Source organism: Pedobacter sp. KBW06 (genome assembly GCF_003852525.1).
Classification (GTDB): domain Bacteria; phylum Bacteroidota; class Bacteroidia; order Sphingobacteriales; family Sphingobacteriaceae; genus Pedobacter.
Map to the genome: position 1 here is coordinate 1,451,403 of NZ_QAJL01000003.1, position 18,682 is coordinate 1,470,084.

The following is an 18,682-nucleotide window of genomic DNA, read 5'->3' on the forward strand; positions in this document are numbered from 1 at the left end:
TAATAACCCTCCCATGGATTATTGATATCAAATTTGCATATCAATAATCCGAACCAGGGGGGCCTAATTGATTTTTATAAGGGTAATAATCGGTTAAAAAACGGCCATAATCGTAGATCCAGCCATCTCAGCCTGCGGAACTGCAATTTCAGTACTGATGACCTTTCCTGTTTTTGAGTCGGTCAGGCTCAGCAATATGCTTTTCTCTTTCTGTAAAGGATCGCTGACATAAACCAGCCTTTTGCCGGCTACATTTCTAACCATGACGATACATGCTTTATCTGTTTTTATGGAGAAAGATGGAAAGCTGATGCTTCCTGCCTGATAAAACACTGCCTGAGCAATGTCCAGCTGTTGATGATACACCGCCTGAAGCAGTTCGGTATTCGCAATCACCTGCACACGGCCCGGATCGTACTGCTCCATATCTTCCGCGGCTTTTACGCCAGGCAACACGATATAAGCATATTTACCATTTACAGGTTTCGCTCCGTGATTGATCCAAAGTTTAAATACATTTCCAAATAATTCTTTTTTTGGATGTGAATTATTGATCTGAAACCAATTGCCCTTCTGAAGGTTCGTGCTCAGGCTGAAATTTCCGCCCTCAGGAAAAACATAGGCAATGCCATCATGCCAGATCCAATCCTGAGCTTTTCCTTTTAAATTCAAGGTCTTTCCTGCCCCCAGCGGAAGCCGGTCTGAAGAACGCTGTACTGGTCCATTCAGCCAGCTTTGATTTAAGGTGGTTGTTACCGGTTCAGCGGCAGAACTGCGGATTCCGGCACCGAGGCATACCACTTCCTCATCAAAAAAGAACCATGATTTTTTTGCCGATAAGCTATCGTAATCCAGGGCATAGGCACTTGTGCCATAGGTCTTATCGGAAACTCCGCCTGCAAAAGCATTACTTCCTTCTTCTCCCCAGAATTTGGTCATCAGACGATCTGAAGGATAATCCCTGGCCGTAACTCCCGGAATTTTATCCCATTCCCAAACCGGCATGATGTTTTCATATTCCGGCCCGCGAACCTGGATATTTGTTGCCCCATCTGCCAGGGTTCTGCCCAGCAGGTTTTCTCCGTTTCCGCTTTCACTACGTTTTGTCCGGTTGCTCACCATGCGCACATTAAAGGAATAACCGGGACGCAAATGAAGGGTATAATCTCCGTTCCAGAAATGCTGATGCAGGGCCTGAACCTGATCTCCCGGCCCAACAATCCCCTCGGTTCTCGCAATGGCACTTTCCCATTCCTGCTGATGTTTAGGGTCGATCAGTTTCGCAACCTTTAACCGGCCGGACTCTCCTTTTTTATTTAAAATATTAGGCCTGCTTACCCCACGTCCTTCCACATTAAAATCAATATAGCTTCCACGAATGGTTTTCAGATAGCTGTCTCTATAGTATTTGGAGAACAGCTGAAGCTTATCTTCAGCAAGTGCATAAGGGGTATCTCTTACATATCCCGCCAGTTTTAAAACTCCGATGATAAATACTGCACCGTAACTGGAAATCTGGAGCTGCGGCCCATGCTGGAGGTAAGAATAATCATATTGAAGTCCCTCTTTATAATGAACAAACCTAATCGGCTCAAACAACTCCCGGGTAGACAAAGTCATCAGCGACTGATCCCTTGTTAATAAGCCGCGGTAAAAATAATGCAGGGCGATATCGGTCTTGTTTGCTCCGGTCTTTTTCTCCGGATCACCACGTTTCATGCGCTCCATTAATGATCCTTCCAAAGCTTTCGCCAGTTGTTTCTTTCCAACACGCATCTGAATCAGCAATTCCCCCAAAGCCTGGGGAGTCGCGATCTCGTTGTGCCACCAGTTGCTGCTTTTAGGATCGGCAGCATACCAATAACTGAAAGCATTGGAAATCCCCTGAAACAGCTGTTCATCCTGATAATAGCGGCTCCCTTTAGAGATGTAAGCCTGAATAAGTGTTTGTAATTTCAACAGGTGATCGCCCGGGATCCAATTGGTAATCGCCGTATCTTTATAATTGATGTCCTTCCAGCTTCCATCAGCTTGTAAGGACTTTAAATTTCTTGTTGCCGGTCCATCCAGCTGCCCAAGGGGCTTCAATAGGTCCAGCACGATCCTATTCATGATCGTATCATAGGTTTGGGCAGATTGTGCTTTCGTAAGTTCCGGGATCAGCAACCATAAAAACAAGCTACAGCAGGATAATAATTTCTTCATTTTGTGATGTTTTATATTATGGGTAAAGTCTTTCCATTTCGCGGCCCTTCAGGTCCATGCGGTGTTTGATGATCTGATTTTCGTCGCCGTAGCTGCTGTACCAATGTGGCTGATCGAGGCCCTTTTCCCAATGGGAAAGCATGGCCATTAATGCTTTCACTTTTGCCGGATATTTTTCCGACAGGTTGTTGTTTTCTGAAATGTCCTTACTAAGGTCAAAGAGCAGCACCTTGTCTTTCACACGGATGAGTTTCCAGGATGCCGACCTGATGGCCGCAGCAACTCCTCTCCTCCAGTACAAGGCCTGGTGTGGCTTCCCTTTATTGCCGGATGCGAGATAAGGAAGCAGGTTTACGCCATCCAGCTTCTTTAACCCTTTTTGTTTGCCTTTACCTGCAGCAAGTACCGTAGGAAGGATGTCCAGGGAAATGACAGGCCGATGATCTGTTCGGTTGGCCGGAATATGACCGGGCCATTTCATCATCATGGCTACCCGGATTCCGCCTTCCCATTTGGAACCTTTCATTCCTCTCAGTATTCCGTTATCTGAGGAGTTTACCGTTGCCCCTCCGTTATCATTGATAAAGACAACGATCGTATTTTCTTCCAGTCCGTTTGCTTTAACCGCTTTCAGCACCGCGCCTACGCCATCATCCAAAGAAGTCATCATCGCAGCATAAGCCCTTCTTCCGCTATCCGGGATATTCGCAAACCTGTCCATTAAATCTTTTCTCGCATTCATGGGCGTATGAACGGCATTGTAAGACAGGTACATGAAAAATGGGTTGTTTTTATTTTTCGTGATGAAAGCGGATGCTTTATCGGTAAACATATCTGTGAGGTAGGTAATTTCCTGCTCCGGAATTTCCTTCTGATTGTCGTACAAGGCATACTCCTTCTTTCTCGGGCCCTTATAGGGAAAGAAATCCCGGTGTCCGCCTGTAAAACCATAAAACTCATCAAAGCCCCTGCGCAAAGGGAAATGTTTCTGTTCTTCTCCCTGATGCCATTTCCCGATGGCAATGGTTCTATAGCCATTGTCCTGCATCTCATTTCCGATCGTCCTTTCCGCAGGGTCCATTCCTACATCGCTGAGCTGATATCCTGCTGCAACTTTGGTAGAAGTATTGTGTTCAAAGCCGAAACGTTGCTGATAGCGGCCTGTTAAAATACCTGCACGGGAAGGCGCACATACAGAAGCAGAGACGTAGGCATCGGTAAAACGGATGCCCTGCTTTGCAATCGCATCTATATTTGGCGTAGGAATCTGCGTTCCCCCATAACAACCAAAATCCGCGTACCCGGCATCATCGCTGACAATAACAATGACGTTGGGTTTTGTCCGCTTAGCTTTGCCGGGCAGCGGATCTCCCGGCCCCATTGCATTTGCTGAAGACATCGCCAGCAAAGCGCTAAACATCATGATGATCAATTGATTTTTCTTCATAATTCTTTTACTACAGAAATCAAATATTCGGTTTAATTTGCTGATTGAAGAGGAAAAATCGGTTAAAAAGGGGGGACTAATTTGTTTTTCTGGCGTATTCCGAAGGTGCCACATCGAATTGCTTCCTAAACTCTTTGCTAAAATACTTCCTGTCGTTAAAGCCAACCGCATAGGCCACCTCAGAAATATTCAGCTGATGTTCGGACAAAAGCTGAGCGGCCCTTTTCAATCGCTGAGATTTGATAAAATCTGTAATCGACAGGCCTGTCAGCGCTTTGATTTTTTTATACAACACCGTCTGACTCATCCCGATCTCCTCCACCAAACTTCCTACATTAAATTCCGGATCTTCCATATGCGCCTCCAGCAGCCTCATTAACTTGTCCAGAAACTGCTCATCGGGAGAGGTAATTTCGATTCTTCCCGGCATGAGTAAAACCTGCCTGTTGTATTTCTGCCGGAGTGCTTCGCGTCCAAGCAGAAGATTGCGGATACTGAGTTCCAGCACCTGTATGCTAAAAGGTTTGGTCAGGTAAATATCTGCGCCCGCTTCCAGCCCGTCCACCTGATGAAGATGTGAAGCCATGGCCGTCAGCATAATCACCGGGATGTGATTGGTCCGTTCTTCCTGCTTTAATTTCGAGCATAACTCCAGCCCGTTCATGCCTGGCATCGTCACGTCACTAATGATCAGGTCAGGGAGTTCTTCTATCGCCACATTCCATCCCTCCAATCCATCTGCACAAGCCAGTAAATGGTAAGAATGCTGTAAAGACTGCAGGATAAAACGGCTCAGTTCGTTGTTATCCTCAACCACCAGTATGGTATATTTCTTTTCCCCCGAAGGAACATCTTCATTACCGCCCGCAGCGGCAGAAAGGATTTCCGGAAGCGCCGCAGGAGCAGGAAGCAAATCCGATGGTACCGTCAGTTCTTCTGAACTAAAATGAGCTGAGCCCATTGGCAGCCTTACCGTCAGGCTGGTTTGTCCGCTGCCCTGGGCGCTAGCCTGCTCGCTGGAAACAGAAATCTCTCCATGATGGAGTTCTACAATGTTTTTTACCAGTGCCAAACCAATGCCCCAGCCTTCTGTAATTATTTTTCCAGATTTCACCTGATAGAAATTGCTGAATATCTTGTCCAGCAGTTCCGCAGGGATTCCAATTCCGTTATCCCGGATCACCAGTTTTGCCTGTCCGTTTTCAACTCCCGCAAAAAAGCTGATCTCTCCGCCATCAGGTGTATATTTAAATGCATTGGACAGGATATTATAGCAGACCTTCTCGAGTTGTGCCGGATCAAAAAAGAGCATTAACTCTTCCTCTGAAGATTCAAAACGGTAAGTTATATTTTTGAGTTCGGCAAGCGCTTCATAGCTGTTAAAGATCTGTCTGCAAAAAGCAATCAGCTCATTTTCCCTTACCCGGAGTGTCACATTTCCCGTTTCTATCTTGCGGAAATCCAGCAGCTCCGTAATTAAGCGCAGCAAACGGTCTGTGTTTTTCTTGATGCCCGACAGCTGATGATTGATGAGTTCATTGTCTTTACTCATGTGGATCAGTTTTTCCAGAGGCGCAAAGATTAAACTGAGTGGGGTACGGATTTCATGGGAGATCCTGGTAAAAAAGTCCAGCTTCATCTGATAAAGCTCCTGCTGCCTTTCATTGTTCAGGTGCTCATAATAAAGCTCCGACTCCAGGCGCTCCTGTCTGCGGAAGAAACGAAAGATCAGGTAAAGCAGGGTGCTTCCGGCAAGCACATAAAACAAATAGGCCCACCAGCTGCGCCATAAAGGCGGCAAAACCCGAATGTCTAATGCAGTAGGCTGTTCATTCCAGACGCCATCATTATTGCTTCCTTTAACCAGCAGTTTATATTTCCCTGCAGGCAGGTTCGTATAAGTTGCAGAAGGAATTGTCACATAGTTCCAGTCTTTTTCAAAGCCTTCCAATTTGTACGCATATTTATTGCGTTCCGGCTGGATATAATTTAAGGCCACGAAATCAATACTGAAGATGTCCTGATCGGCAGAGAAAGTAATCTCTTTAACGTTACTGATGTCCTGCTTTAACAGCTGATCAGGCCCTCCTACCAAAACAGGTTTATTGAAAAGCTTCAATCCGGAGAAATCAACCTTGGGAAGGTGTTCATTCTCTTTTATTTCTCTTGGGGTGAACGCCACCAGTCCGTTATAACTACCAAAATAAAGCTTTCCTTTTTCATCTTTATAGGCAGAGTTGAAATTGAATTCATTTGCAGGTAATCCATCGGTGATGTTGTAATTTTTAAAGGAACGCTGTTTCAGGTCAAACTTACTCAGCCCCCGGTCGGTACTCAACCACAAACTCCCCTCATTGTCTTCAAGAATGCCAATCACGTTGTCGCTGGCAAGGCCATTTTGTTTGGTATAAGTGGTAAAGGACTGCGTCTTTGGCTGATATAAGCTCAAACCGCCATGATGCGTTCCTACCCAGATGTTGCCATCATGATCTTCCTGAATACAGTTGATCTGGTTCGATTGCAGGCTGTCTTTATGTGCTGTGCTTTTCAGAAAAACTTTAAACTGTCTGGCTCCCGGCGACAAAAGATTGAGGCCTCTGGGGGTACCCACCCAAAAATTCTTTTTGCTATCCGAAAAAGAAAAACGAATGTAGCTGCTGCTGAGCCTTAAACCCGGCGAAGGCAAATCGGTTAATACCGAGAAGCTTTGCTTTTCGGGATCAAACAGGTTCAATCCTTTTGAAGAAGTACCCACCCATAAACGTCCCTCATGGTCTTCAGAAATACTGCTCACATAACCATAGCTCAGGCTAGTCCGGTTATTGGGATGATGCCGGTAATGTTTAAATTTCCCGGTTGCAGGATTAAACAACTCCAGCCCGCCCTGAAATAAGCCGATCCAGATCTGTCCTTTCCGATCCTTATAAATGGCTTTAATGGTATTGGAACTCAGGCTATTCGGATCTGAAGGATCATTTACATATTGTTTAAATTCACCTGTCACCGTATTAAAATAGTTCAGGCCCTGCCCTTCCGTACCGATCCAAAGGTTCTTTTTCCCGTCTGCGGCAATGACACTAATGATGTCGCTGCTGATGCTGTTCCTGTATTTACTGTACTTATACACGGTAAAAGGCACGGCATTTTTATGGGTAACATTTACTCCGCCAAACATCGTTCCGATCCATACAGAGCCATAATTGTCTTCATAAATGTCCTTGATGGAATTGTCGCTCAAGCTTTTTCGGTTCTCAGAATCATGTTTAAAACTCTTAAAACGGAGCGTTAGGGGATCCAGGATATTCAGCCCGTTCATGGTTGCCACCCATAAATGGCCATCTTTTCCAGGCATTATCTTACGAATGATGTCATTGCTGATCCCATCATTCCTCATTGGATCATGTCTAAATCGTATAAATGAACCGGATTCCGGAACAAAGAGGTTCAGTCCTTCCGCCTCCGTTCCAATCCAGATCCTCCCTTGCCGGTCTTCGGCAATGGTCTTGATGGAATTGCCACTGATGCTGTTTGCCCTGGAAGGAAGATGAACAAATGAGCTGAAAACATAACGGCCATTTTCAGGTGTCATTCTGGTCAGTCCCTCTGTGGTACCAACCCAGATATTTCCCTTGCTGTCTTCAAAAACAGCATAGACAATATTCCCTGCCAGTCCGTCTTTCTTAAAGTATTTCCTGAATTTTCGGCTTTTCGGATTTTCAAGGATGCTCAGTCCGTTGTAAGTACCAAACAAAACTTTCCCTTTACTCCCTGCAGCGATAGCAAGGATAATTTTATCACTGATGCCGTTTTGATCTGCTGGTTTATAAGTGATGCGCTCAAATTTTCCGGTTTCCGGAATATACCTGTTGAGCCCGTTCTGAGTGCCTATCCAGAGGTTCTTCTGCCGGTCTTCCGTAATGGCATAGATATAATCCTCAGAGCTGATAGAGGCCGGGTCGCTTTCCAGTGTTTTATATATTTTAACCGTTTTACCGTCATAGCGGTTCAGGCAATCCCTTGTTCCGAACCACATATAGCCCCTGCTGTCCTTACAGATGGCCAACACCGTACTCTGCGACAAGCCATTGGTAACCGATAAATGATCAAAGGAAAACTGACCAAACACAGTATTAAAAAACAAAACAATTGTTAAGGTTATAAATAGGTGTTTAGGCATGGTGATGGTCAGGAAGGCTTGGTTAGGTCCTGACAATTATACAAAAAAAATACGCTTAATGCGGGTAGACCTCTCACATTAAGCGTATTTTCAGAAAAGCAGACTAGCGTCTGCGTTTGCTCAGGTTATTGCTGATGATCTGATCAACGCTATATTTTCCGCTTCCGGAAACAAAAAGGAAAGCATAAACAATCAGGTAATGTAATGCCATTTCTTTTTTATCAAAACCATCAGGTCCATGAATGATAAAAATTGCGATCAGCATGGTCACGATCAAAGGAATCACAGCCAGTCTTGTTCCCAACCCTATTAATACGAGAATAGAACATAAAAATTCTGCAAAAACAGCCAATGCCAGTGAAGCAGGCTCACCAACCCCTATCGGATCTCCAAATTGAATAGGTGCCCCACTGGTGAGCATCTGTAATTTCTGATAGCCATGAAACAACATAAAAACGGCAATAGAAACGCGCAAGACAAGCAGCATAAAATGAATGCCTTCATGATTGAAATTGGTGTTGAATATTTTTTTCATCCGGGTAGATTATTTAGTTTGAATCGTTTATTAAATAGTGTTGTATATTAAAGCTATGAATTTATTTGCTCGTTATGGAAATAATAAAGCCTGAAATCGCATCCTGAAGGATCATTTTCTTCGAAGCATCCGGTTTTCCTTCTTTTTGAATCATCTGAATAGAAACCAGACCGTGAAGAATAGATAAATAAGTATGGTATTTAAGGAAATAATCTGTTTCCGGATGATTACTTTGCGCAATCGCTTCTTTGATCGTGGAAATCATGATGCCTGTAGCGGTCTTCATCTCTATGATCTGTTTTACGCGGTCACAAGCCGGAATCCCAAGGCCAAACATCAGTTGATAATATTCATTATGGTCAAACGCAAAATCCCAATAGGCATGTGCCATCGCTTCCAGCTGCTGAGCCGGAACCTCATATTGGTCTTTTACCTCCTGAAGGGTATCAGCCAGCTTTTGAAATCCTTCTTTTGTGAACTCCAGCAGGATGGCCTCCTTATTTTCAAAATGGTTATAAATTACCGGAATGCTGTACTCAATTGCATCTGCAATCTTGCGGATCGATAAAGATTGCCAGCCATCAGAGATGACCTGCTGCCATGCCGCTTCAAGAATACTTGCCTTAAATTCTTCCTTCTGCCTTATTTTACGTTCTGCAATTCCCATAGACTATGAATTTTTGTTAACACTGTTAACAAAAGTAATGGGTAAATTATATTTTAAAAAGGCTTTATGGAATTCTGACTTAAATACAACAAATAACCGCGCTTATCGCAGCAATTAATCGATAATCAGGCGGAAAGTAAGGTTAATCCGGGGCGAGGTCACCTGCACGGTTTTTGGTAAACGGTGTTCCCAGTAACGTTGTGTCTCTCCCTTCATGATCAGCACACTGCCATGGCTCAGGTCTACGGAAATAATGGGGATCTTTTCTACATAACGCCTGAATTGAAAAATCCGGTGCGCACCAAAGCTGACGGAAGCAATCAGCGGATATTTACCCAGGTTCTTTTCATTGTCCCTATGCCAGCCCATACTGTCGATCCCATCACGGTAATGGTTGAGCAGGCAGGCATTGAACCTGGCATGATACTTTTCTTCAATCCGGGCTTTGATCTTTGTCATCGTTTCCGTCCATGGCAAAGCATTCATCGTAATTCCGGAATAGCTATAGCTGATTCCTTCATCTCCATAAAATGCGGTGAACCTGGGCTGCAAAACAGTTTTGCCGAATATTTTAATGGGCTCCTGTTTCCAGGCAACTCCGGTTGTCAGCTCATTAAAATAGGTATTACTTTCTTCCTCATTAAAAAATCCGGGAAGGAATAAAGCCTCTCCCGGAATCGGAAGGAGGTTAACATGATCTCCGTACATCGAATGAAGTAAAATAGTTCTCTATAAAGATAAATTAAATTTAACTAAAAATATGCATCTGCTATAAAACAAGAATGCAGATGGAAAAGATACCTGAGTATGCTAATCACCTGCAATTCTGCCCCTATTGATCTCTTTTTTTCTCTACTCCTAACGCTTACTTTGCAATTGAAGCTTCAGCATTTCCCTTCCAGTCGCCAAATGCCTTTTTTGCCAATGCTTTTGCCTGGGCAAGGCTAATGTTACCAGCTATAGTGATATAAGTTCTTGAAGGTGTAATCTGCTGGTTATAAAATGTCTTTACTTCAGCTAAAGAAACCGCCTGTTTAGTACTTTTGTTCACTTTATCTACCATAACCTGATCGATTGCCGATTCCTGCAAAGCAGATGACATCACTAAAAACGCATTTTCAAAATCTTCGGCCGCTGCAGCTACATTCGCTTCATCAGCAGTAACGCTTACTTTAGGTGCAATTTCTTTCAGACTATTTGCAAAAACAACTTTACTTTTAGCACTTGCCCCTTCCGCTAAAATGTTGGTTAAGGCTTCAGTTACTGCTGCATTGGTATCCAGGGTTTCACCTTCTATTTTAACAGAGGCGAACACTTTTCCCATTCCGATATTTTCTGCCACTACGACCTCTATTCCGTTTTTTAATTTAAAACTTACCGGATCTTTCATCGTTACCTGCGCATCAATCTTACCGAACGCGAATACACCTATCATCATTATTAATGCTTTTTTAATTGTTATCATTTTTAATTTTATTTTTCTGGTTGATATACTTGAATTGATTACTCTTTAAACAACAATGCAGATGGGATAAATACCTGGGTACTTAAACCACCTGCCATCCACTCCTCTGATCTCTCTGCTCTTTGTTGCGCTCTCCAGCTTATTTTGCCAGTTCGGATGAACTGTTTTCTTTCCACTCACCAAATGCTTTCCTGGCCAATACTTTTGCCTGGGCAAGGGTAATATCACCGGCAATGGTGATGTATGTTTTTGCAGGTACCAGACTTTCATGGTTCCTGCCTGCAGCTGTCAATGCTTCAGCAGTTGCTAAAAAAGCATTTTCAAAATCTTCCGTATCCGCAGCTACATGTGCTTCATCAGTACCGAAACTTACTTTAGGCTCAAAGTCTTTACCATGATCAGCGATTGAGATATTGGTATTCGAAGCCAGCTGTCCGCCTTCGATTTTAACAGATGCCAATACTTTTCCCATTCCATTATTTTCAGCAACGATAACTTCTACGCCGTTTTTTAATTTAAAGCTTACCGGATCTTTCATGATCCCCTGTGCCTGAATGTTACTGAAAGTGAATAAGCCGATGATGATGAATAATAAGTTTTTCATATTGATGTTTTTTAGGTTGTGTTTTTTTAGGTTGTGAATTTTTGGTCGATGTTTTTACTTGATGCATCAAAGGTATGCCGGTTTTGCCGGGCAGGAAAGGCAGAATAGACGGAAAGGCAAAAGTGATCGGTGAACGGATATTTTTGCCCTTTGGTCATTTGTAAAGGCAAATCCCCACTGCTGCGATCATTCCTATCGTCCGGATAAAATGCCTTTTAAACAACAATGCAGATGGAGTAAGTACCTAAGTACTTAAACCACCTGCAAATCCTCCCCTCGAGTTCCTCTGCTCTTTTGTTGCGCTCTCCAGCTTATTTTGCCAGTTCGGATGAACTATTTTCTTTCCATTCTCCAAATGCTTTCCTGGCCAGTACTTTTGCCTGGGCAAGGGTAATGTCGCCTGCAATGGTGATGTATGTTTTTGCGGGTACCAGACTTCCATGGTTCCTGTCCGCAGATGTTAGTGCTTCAGCGGTTACTAAAAAAGCATTTTCAAAATCTTCGGTATCCGCAGCTACAGTTGCTTCATCGGTACCGAAACTTACTTTAGGTCCAAAGTCCTTACCACGATCAGCAATTGCAACACTGGTATTTGAAGCCAGCTGTCCGCCTTCGATTTTAACAGATGCCAATACTTTTCCCATGCCATTGTTTTCTGCAACGATAACCTCTACGCCGTTTTTTAATTTAAAGCTTACCGGATCTTTCATGATTCCCTGTGCCTGAATGTTGTTAAAAGCGAATAAACTGATTAAGATGATTAGTAAGTTTTTCATAATGTTTTTTCTTTAGTTTATGTTTTTCCGGTTGATTATTTATTGATTGATGAACCAAAGGTAAAACCCTTTTAAGCAGACAGGAAGGGGGTATCGACAGAAAGGATAAAATGAACGGTGAACAAGGCTTTTGACTCTTTCATTTTCCGATCTATTATAATTATATTAGTATAGGTTAACGAAATCCCGATGAATTGCTTAATTGTTGACGATAACAAAATTGCCCGGACTACGCTCAAAAAACTGATTAGCCTGGATCCCCTGTTAGTATTGGTTGCTGAATGCAGCAATGCAACCGAAGCCTATATCAAGATTCTGGAACAACCCATTGATTTGTTGTTTCTGGATATAGAAATGCCTGGAATGACCGGAATGGAACTGGCCAAGAGCCTGGGACAAAAACGGCCGCTCATTATTTTTACAACGTCAAACAGAGATTACGCCGCCGATGCCTTTGACCTGGACGTGATCGACTTTATCACCAAGCCGGTAACTACTGTAAGATTTTTACAATCCGTAGAAAAAGCAAAAGAATTCCAGAAAACCAAAATCTTACCCCAGGACCTTATAGAAGAAGATTTCATCTTCATCAGAGATTCCGGTACCGTAAGAAGACTGGAACTGGACAATATCCTCTATCTGGAAGCCCAGGGCGATTATGTGAAAATTTATGTGTCCAATCGATTTTACAACGTCCATACGACCTTAAAATCTGTAGAAGAAAAATTGCCGGCCAGTGTCTTTCTAAGGGTACACCGCTCCTTCATCATCAATGTCAGTAAAATAGATACCCTCGAAGGGGGTACGCTGATCATCAACAAAAGTCTGGTGCCTGTTTCAGATGCCTACCGTGCAACACTTAATAAAAGGATGCAGATTCTTTGATAATTGGCTTGTTTTTTGCTCAATATCTATACATTTCATCCCCTGTAAAATGTCGGCTCAAACTCCCTATACCGCTGGAAGTTACCAACTCATAGACCTCAGTTATATTGAGCAGCTCAGCAATGGCGACAAGGCCTTTGAAAAAGAAATTGTCCAGATTTTCGTGGAGCAGATTCCTCAGGACCTGGCCTTATTAAAGCAGCACTTTGCCGCCGGTGATTTCAGCAAGGTGAAACAAAGTGCACATTATATGCTGCCCAGCATTTCCATTCTTGGGCTGGAAACAAAATTAAAAGTGGAGCTGGAGGCATTGGAAGCATTGGAATCCGCATATAAAGTCCTAAAACGTCACATAGAAACCATTGATAAGGTCTGTAACGCAGCAAGGGCGGAAGCAATAGAATTGCTCCATTCCTATGCCTGAAGAATGGAGCAATCGCAACTACTGACTGTCTTTTTTCTTACCGAAAATATTGTAATAATTATAATCCGTCATCGGTGCGCCACTTAAGCCAAGGTGATGTGAAATGGTGGTCACCTGCCCGCGATGGTAAGTGCTGTGGTTCATCACCTGCTGGATATATTCAAAGTTGGCGAAGTCACAATTAAACCATGGATTGACCACAAGGTTATTTTCTTCAATAGATGCGGCGGTCATCTGATGCACATAGGCCGAAAATTCTTCCGACTGCTGAATGAGCGTCGCAAAAGCATCTTCTATCGACCCTTCGAATTCGCCCTCCGGCTCAAAGGCTTCTTTTTTAATCACCGACAACCAGTAGGCCTGCGTCTGCCAGATGTGAAGTATCGTTGGTTTGATACCGGAAAAGCTTGACCGTACTTCTTTATCCAGTACGTCCTCCGGATAGGTTCTCAGCCAATTGATCAGCGTGGTATTTGCCCATGCATTATAAGCCACATAATTCCTCATTAAGTAAGTAATTGCATTTGTAGCTGTTGCAGTATTAAGGTTGTCAGGTGTCATAATTATTTGGTTTGTTTTCTACTACAAATTAAATATACGACACTGACAACCTTATGGCAGTGTAAATTAAAAAATCTACAGATTTTTTTGTTTCCGCTCGTATTCTTCCTGAATCGCCATCAGCTCCGCATTGTTCTCCAGGTCATGTGCCTGATTGGAAGACATGGTCTGGGAAAAAGGAACCGTTTGCAGGATAAAGTCTTCCTCATGTCCTGGCTTACTGTAATCATAGGCCCAGCGGTGAACCACAGGCAGTGCTCCCGGCCAGTTTCCATGGATATGTTCCACGGGAGTAGTCCATTCCAGGGTATTGGAATCCCATGGATTTTGCGTTGCTTTCTTACCTCTGAAAATCGAATGAAAGAAATTATACAGGAAGGCCACCTGCACCAGTGCCGCAATGATGGCCGCCCAGGTGATCAACACATTAACCGACATCCATTTTTGCATGAATTCAAATTCTGTAAAAGCATAGTACCTTCTCGGTACCCCGTCCAGCCCCAAAAAGTACATGGGAAAGAAAACCAGGTAAGCACAGGCAAAAGTAACCCAGAAATGGAGGTAACCTAATTTCTCATTCATCATCCTGCCGAACATCTTGGGAAACCAGTGGTATACCCCTGCCAGCATCCCGAATACTGCTGCTGAGCCCATCACAAGGTGAAAATGGCCAACCACAAAATAAGTATCATGCAGGTTGATGTCCAGAACGGCATTTCCCAGATAAATCCCGGTCATCCCGCCGGAAATAAAGAAGGAAACCAACCCAATGGCAAACATCATGGCCGGTGTAAACCTGATGTTCCCCCTCCATAGGGTAGCCAGGTAATTGAAGGTCTTTACCGCAGAAGGAACGGCAATGATCAGCGTGGTGATCATAAACACCCCACCCAGAAAGGGGTTCATTCCCGTCACAAACATATGGTGCCCCCATACGATAAAGGATAAGATCACAATTCCGATCAGGGAGTAGACCATGGCATGGTAACCAAAAATCGGCTTTCTTGCGTTGTTAGAGATCACTTCGGAGGTGAGCCCCAATGCCGGCATGATCACGATGTATACTTCCGGGTGTCCAAGGAACCAGAACAGGTGTTGCCACAGAATCGGTGACCCTCCTTCATTCGGCAATACCTGGGTCCCGATCACAATATCCGAAAGGTAGAAACTCGTGCCCATACTGCGGTCAAAGATCAGCAGGATCACTGCTCCGGTTAATACCGGAAAAGACAATAAGGCCATCACTGCAGTCAGAAAAAGCGACCAGACGGTCAAAGGCAGACGCCACATGCTCATTCCCTTGGTTCTCATGTTCAGCACCGTGCTGATGTAGTTCACATTCCCCATCACCCCGGAGATGATAAAGATAATGATGCTGACCAGCCAAAGGGTCATCCCCAGCCCAGAGCCTGAAATCGCTTTGGGCAAAACAGACAATGGCGGATAAACGGTCCAACCTGCACTTGCAGGCCCGGTTTCTACAAAACAAGAACCCAGCATCACGAGACAGGCAACCAGGAAAAACCAATAAGAAAGCATGTTCATCAAAGGGGAAGCCATATCTCTGGCCCCGATCTGTAAAGGGATCAGCAGGTTACTGAAAGTTCCGCTCAGCCCGCTGGTCAGCACAAAAAAGATCATGATCGTTCCATGGATCGTCACCATGGCCAGGTAAAAGTCTGGTTTGATGCGTCCTCCTTCCGCCCAGTTTCCCAATAATACTTCCAGAACAGGAAACTCTTTGTCCGGCCAGGCCAACTGTAACCGGAAAAGAACGGACATCAGCATGGCGATCACCGCCATAAAGATCGCAGTGATCAGGAACTGCTTGGCGATCATTTTATGGTCAGTACTAAAGATATATTTTCGGATAAATGATTGCGGATGTTCCTGATGTTCCGCAGTGGAATTTGTGACTTCTGTATGCATTGACGGATAAAATATAAATACCCTGCAAAAGTCATTTAAACGAACTTTAATCTATGGTAGCAAACTCATATAATATGGTATAGATTCAAGATTAGGCCTTGTTCTTCCGGAACTCTTCCGGCGTCATGCCCACGAGTTTTTTAAAGAACTTGGTAAAATAAGAGTTGTCATTAAAGCTCAGCTCATCCGAAATCTCAGAGATGGTCATGTCCTGACTTACCAGCAGCCGTTTTGCTTCCAGCAGGATTCTGTTCCTGATCACCTCTCCTGCCTGCATCCCCAGGTATTCCTTGCATAAGGCATTTAGATGATTGGGTGTAATGTACAACAGGTCTGCATAATCTTTAGGCAGCCTCAGGTTCGTGAAATGCTGTTCAATTAATTTCTGAAAGTTCCGGAGTAAGGTATAATTGTATACCGGGAATTTGTGTTTTTCTGCAGGGCTTACCTGTTGCTCCATCCTCATGAATACATACAATAACATCACGCTCACCAGATCCTTTTGCAGCGGTTGCTCCTGGTTCACCTGCTCATAGATCCGCTCAAAAAAAGCAGTCATTTCATCTTCCAGATGAGCAGGAATCTGGAATGCGCCGTCTTGTGCAATGCCATTCAAAAAAGTAAACCCATTTAAGAAATCAGGCCTCAGCAATAAAGACTGGAAGAACTCCCTGCTGAAATTGATGACGTAACCATCAGGGTTTCCTTCAAACTCCCAGGTATGGATCTGCCCTGGAACCATAAAATAAATGTGCATTGGCCGTACTTCAAAGCGTGTAAAGTCGATAGAATGTGTTCCCGATCCGGAAGTAAACAACACCAGGTGGTAAAAATTATGCCGGTGTGGAAAGGCAAGGCTGCTGTGTTTGTGCAGGTAGCTGGCAAGATGATCTACCAGCAGTTCATCCTCTTTATAACCGGATAAGGTACAGCAATCGAGAACCGGAATCTGTTTTATCATGCCACAAAGTTATTGGGTTAAATCCTGCCAAAAGCGGTATTAAACCTTAGTTTAATGGTACTTATTACCGACAGGCAGGGCAAATGTTACCGACAGGCAGGGCACATGGTTCAAAATGGCAGTGATACCCTCCTGACTCAGTTGAACAACCTTGCTTCGAGGTAAAGAATCAGGGGCATTACAAATTTATGCTTGCGTTCATCTCCATCAGAGATACAGACCAATGCCCAGCCAAAATGGTCTTTTCTTAACCGGAGGAATTCGGTATGATCAGAAAGGTAAAAGAAATACTCCCCATTGGGATAGGCTTCGAAGTAACCTTCTATTTTCTCATTGCCCCTGCCGATGATCGCCATTTCTTTCCTCAGGTACTGAAAATGCATCCTGATGTGATTTTCCAGCAGCTCTTTTTTAGGGCAATCCCCGGTTCCGGACCACAGCCTGCCATACCTGTCCACAGCCAGTTTCATAAAAATAACGGCAGGCGCAAAAGCAGATAGAAAGAGTACACCATGACCGGCAAAATGATTCATCCTCCAAAATTAGCATCCGGTCTGGTCAACAGTGGGTAGTAATTAAGGGATTAATGGTATAGATTAAATATATCCTAAAATCTTCAGTGCCTGTTTGCTGTTTTGCTCCTCTGCAAAGACCCTGTAATTTAAGGTTTCATCCTTATTCCGGTCTATCAAAATGTGTTTAGGTCCCGGCAACAGGCAATGGTGAATCCCTCCAAAACCACTCAGCACCTCCTGATAAGCCCCGGTATGGAAAAAGCCGATGTACTGTGTCTTTCTTGTTTTGGGCATAAAAATCTTATCGTGCCCGGAATGGTAATAATCATCCCCGTCGCAGGTCATCCCTCCAAGGTAAACCTGCTCCTGTTCCCTTTCCAGGTTGTTTACAGGCAGCAGCAGGTATTGTTGTCCGATGGCCCAGGTATCCGGTAAACTGGTGATGAAAGAGCCATCGAGCATCAGCCATTTCTCATTGTGGTTCTGTTGCTTGCGGCCCAGCACCTTGTATACAATTCCGGATGCTTCGGCAACGGTATATTTCCCAAACTCGGTAATCAGGTCTGGCTCCGCAACGCCAAAAGTATGGCAAACGGCTTTAATCCTTTGGATGATGCGGGTTACAAAATCAAGGTAGTCGAATTTGAAATCAAAAGAATCCATAAAGGGCATTCCACCACCGATGTCCAATGTGCTTAACCAGGGGTTGATCTGACTGAGTTTACAATATAAGGCAACATGTTTATCCAGCTCTTCCCAGTAAAAACGGGAATCAGAAATGCCCGAATCGATAAAGAAATGCAGGGTAGTCAGCCTGAAATTTGGCCTCCCCTCTATCTTATTGCGGTAGAAGTCCAGGATCTCTTCCCTTCTGATGCCCAGTCTTGAGGTATACAGCTGGGAACTCGGCCGGTCATCTGAAGCAATCCTGACGCCGAGGTTTAGCGGCTGATCGATCTGCTCCGTATAGTAATGAAATTCGTCTTTATTGTCCAGAACGGGAACGATGTTCCGGTTTCCCTCCCGGATCAGCGCAACAATGCCCTGCTGATAGGCTGCGGTTTTAAATCCGTTACAAATGACCAGCGTATCCTGATCCATCTTGCCGGATGCCAGTAAAGCGCTGAGCAGAGGAATGTCAAAGGCAGAAGAAATTTCAATGCCAATCGGATTGCTTAATGCTTCATTCAGGACATAACTAAAATGAGAGCTCTTGGTACAAAAGCAATAAGTATAGCTGCCCTTGTATTTTTCAGCATTCATCGCGAGCCGAAAAAGTGCCTGCATGTTTCTGATCTTTTCGCTGATCGAAGGAAGGTAAGTGAAACGCAGGGGTGTTCCATACGTTTCAATTACCTCCAGTAAATTTATCCCATGGAAATGCAGGGCATCGTCCATAGTCTCAAAACCAGCACTTTCCAGCGCAGTATGTCCGCTGATAAATTCCAAATAGTTCTCCATAGCCATCCCTTTTTTTGGGATTGCAAAAGTAAAACTGAAGCCAGCTAAACCACTGGTGTTTTTTTGACTG

The 18,682-nt window shown here is 44.0% G+C and carries 16 protein-coding genes; 2 read left to right on the forward strand and 14 right to left on the reverse strand.

Going from position 1 to position 18,682, the window contains the following annotated elements; genetic code table 11:
• Nucleotides 1–93: 93 nt before the first annotated feature.
• From cslA to DBR43_RS20875, 9 genes are all read right to left on the reverse strand, one after another.
• Entirely contained in the window at nucleotides 94–2,205 is a 2,112-nt protein-coding gene (cslA, locus tag DBR43_RS20835; protein ID WP_124584309.1) for a chondroitinase-AC, read from the reverse strand.
• Between the two features lie 16 nt (nucleotides 2,206–2,221).
• Nucleotides 2,222–3,652, reverse strand: coding sequence for a sulfatase (locus DBR43_RS20840; RefSeq protein WP_124584311.1), 1,431 nt, complete (start codon nucleotides 3,650–3,652; stop codon nucleotides 2,222–2,224).
• A gap of 76 nt (nucleotides 3,653–3,728) precedes the next feature.
• Nucleotides 3,729–7,793 carry a hybrid sensor histidine kinase/response regulator transcription factor gene (locus tag DBR43_RS20845; protein WP_233603074.1) on the reverse strand — a complete coding sequence of 1,355 codons (4,065 nt, stop codon included), beginning with the start codon at nucleotides 7,791–7,793 and terminating at the stop codon, nucleotides 3,729–3,731.
• A 139-nt stretch (nucleotides 7,794–7,932) separates the two neighbouring features.
• Nucleotides 7,933–8,364, reverse strand: coding sequence for a DoxX family protein (locus tag DBR43_RS20850; RefSeq protein ID WP_124584315.1), 432 nt, complete (start codon nucleotides 8,362–8,364; stop codon nucleotides 7,933–7,935).
• Nucleotides 8,365–8,425: 61 nt separating this feature from the next.
• Entirely contained in the window at nucleotides 8,426–9,031 is a 606-nt protein-coding gene (locus tag DBR43_RS20855) for a TetR/AcrR family transcriptional regulator (RefSeq protein ID WP_124584317.1), read from the reverse strand.
• A gap of 114 nt (nucleotides 9,032–9,145) precedes the next feature.
• Nucleotides 9,146–9,739, reverse strand: a complete 594-nt coding sequence (locus DBR43_RS20860; protein ID WP_124584320.1) for an alpha-ketoglutarate-dependent dioxygenase AlkB family protein — start codon at nucleotides 9,737–9,739, stop codon at nucleotides 9,146–9,148.
• A 157-nt stretch (nucleotides 9,740–9,896) separates the two neighbouring features.
• The gene (locus DBR43_RS20865) at nucleotides 9,897–10,469 is read right to left on the reverse strand and encodes an insulinase family protein (RefSeq protein WP_158622564.1); all 573 of its coding nucleotides are present in this window, start codon (nucleotides 10,467–10,469) and stop codon (nucleotides 9,897–9,899) included.
• 166 nt (nucleotides 10,470–10,635) lie between these two features.
• Complete coding sequence (locus DBR43_RS20870) at nucleotides 10,636–11,100, reverse strand: hypothetical protein (protein ID WP_124584324.1); 465 nt, start codon at nucleotides 11,098–11,100, stop codon at nucleotides 10,636–10,638.
• A 311-nt stretch (nucleotides 11,101–11,411) separates the two neighbouring features.
• Complete coding sequence (locus DBR43_RS20875; protein WP_124584326.1) at nucleotides 11,412–11,876, reverse strand: hypothetical protein; 465 nt, start codon at nucleotides 11,874–11,876, stop codon at nucleotides 11,412–11,414.
• Nucleotides 11,877–12,065: 189 nt separating this feature from the next.
• Between DBR43_RS20875 and DBR43_RS20880 the strand changes: the two genes are divergently transcribed.
• Both DBR43_RS20880 and DBR43_RS20885 read left to right on the forward strand, forming a co-directional pair.
• Complete coding sequence (locus tag DBR43_RS20880) at nucleotides 12,066–12,761, forward strand: LytR/AlgR family response regulator transcription factor (protein WP_124584328.1); 696 nt, start codon at nucleotides 12,066–12,068, stop codon at nucleotides 12,759–12,761.
• A gap of 49 nt (nucleotides 12,762–12,810) precedes the next feature.
• The gene (locus DBR43_RS20885; RefSeq protein ID WP_124584330.1) at nucleotides 12,811–13,185 is read left to right on the forward strand and encodes a hypothetical protein; all 375 of its coding nucleotides are present in this window, start codon (nucleotides 12,811–12,813) and stop codon (nucleotides 13,183–13,185) included.
• An 18-nt stretch (nucleotides 13,186–13,203) separates the two neighbouring features.
• Here the strand turns inward: DBR43_RS20885 and DBR43_RS20890 are convergent, their stop codons facing one another.
• The 5 genes from DBR43_RS20890 to DBR43_RS20910 form a co-directional block, all read right to left on the reverse strand.
• Nucleotides 13,204–13,746 (reverse strand): DinB family protein, encoded by a 543-nt coding sequence (locus tag DBR43_RS20890; protein WP_124584332.1) that lies wholly within the window; start codon nucleotides 13,744–13,746, stop codon nucleotides 13,204–13,206.
• 75 nt (nucleotides 13,747–13,821) lie between these two features.
• Nucleotides 13,822–15,585 (reverse strand): cbb3-type cytochrome c oxidase subunit I, encoded by a 1,764-nt coding sequence (locus tag DBR43_RS20895; protein ID WP_124584952.1) that lies wholly within the window; start codon nucleotides 15,583–15,585, stop codon nucleotides 13,822–13,824.
• A gap of 181 nt (nucleotides 15,586–15,766) precedes the next feature.
• The gene (locus DBR43_RS20900) at nucleotides 15,767–16,636 is read right to left on the reverse strand and encodes a helix-turn-helix domain-containing protein (RefSeq protein WP_124584334.1); all 870 of its coding nucleotides are present in this window, start codon (nucleotides 16,634–16,636) and stop codon (nucleotides 15,767–15,769) included.
• Between the two features lie 137 nt (nucleotides 16,637–16,773).
• Nucleotides 16,774–17,169 carry a hypothetical protein gene (locus tag DBR43_RS20905; RefSeq protein WP_124584336.1) on the reverse strand — a complete coding sequence of 132 codons (396 nt, stop codon included), beginning with the start codon at nucleotides 17,167–17,169 and terminating at the stop codon, nucleotides 16,774–16,776.
• A gap of 63 nt (nucleotides 17,170–17,232) precedes the next feature.
• Complete coding sequence (locus DBR43_RS20910; protein ID WP_124584339.1) at nucleotides 17,233–18,612, reverse strand: arginine decarboxylase; 1,380 nt, start codon at nucleotides 18,610–18,612, stop codon at nucleotides 17,233–17,235.
• Nucleotides 18,613–18,682: the final 70 nt, after the last annotated feature.